The sequence below is a fragment of the Endozoicomonas sp. SESOKO3 genome (assembly GCF_024606255.1).
In genome coordinates, this window is record NZ_JAHHPR010000220.1 from 1 (window position 1) to 1,114 (window position 1,114).

A 1,114-nucleotide genomic window follows, 5' to 3' on the forward strand; every position below is an offset into this window, starting at 1 on the left:
GTATAGCCTCTTTCAACCATGCGTTTCACAAACTCGTTGTGTTTGCGCTGGTCTTCGTTACTGCTCTTGGCATTGAATGAAATGACAGGCAGAAGGTCTTCAGTATTTGAGAACATTTTCTTCTCGATCACGGTGCGCATTTTCTCGTAGCTGGACCAGCTTGGGTTTTTTCCCTGATTGTTGGCCCGGGCTCTGAGCACAAAGTTCACCACTTCATTACGGAAGTCTTTCGGATTAGCAATGCTGGCGGCCTTCTCAATCTTTTCCAGCTCTTCGTTGATTGAAGCTCGATCGAGTATGTCTCCGGTTTCCGGATCACGGTATTCCTGATCCTGAATCCAGAAGTCAGCGTAGGTGATGTAGCGGTCGAAGATATTTTGCCCGTACTCAGAGTATGACTCGAGGTAAGCAGTTTGAATTTCCTTGCCCAGGAACTCGATGTATTTCGGCGCCAGGAATTCCTTAACATAACGCAGATAGCGTTCATGGATTTCTTTCGGGAATTGCTGCTGTTCTATCTGCTGTTCCAGTACATAGAGCATGTGAACCGGGTTTGCTGCCACTTCGGTAGGGTCAAAGTTAAAGACTTTTGAGAGAATTTTGAAAGCAAAACGGGTTGAGAGTCCTTCCATGCCCTCGTCCACGCCAGCAGCATCTTTGTATTCCTGAAGCGGCTTGGCATTAGGGTCGGTGTCCTTCAAGCTTTCACCGTCATAGACTCGCATCTTCGAATAAACGTTGGAGTTTTCGGGTTCCTTGACTCGAGACAGAACCGAGAACTGGGCCAGCATCTTCAGCGTATCGGGTGCGCAGGGCGCTTCTCTCAGGGAGCTGCTGGAAAGCAGTTTCTCATAAATCAGAATCTCTTCTTTCACCCTTGTGCAATAGGGCACTTTGACAATGTTAACCCGGTCAATAAAGGCTTCGTTGGTTTTATTATTCTTGAAGGTTTGCCATTCTGATTCGTTGGAGTGAGCAAGGATGACACCGTTGAAAGGAATCGCGCCCATCCCTTCGGTACTGTTGTAATTACCTTCCTGAGTGGCAGTCAGCAGCGGGTGGAGGACTTTAATGGGGGCCTTGAACATCTCCACGAATTCCATCAGCCCCTGGT

The 1,114-nt window shown here is 48.1% G+C and carries 1 protein-coding gene; it reads right to left on the minus strand.

The features are described 5' to 3' along the window. On the minus strand, positions 1–1,114 hold a 1,114-nt coding region (locus KDK18_RS03950; protein WP_257253362.1), incomplete at both ends, for a PrkA family serine protein kinase.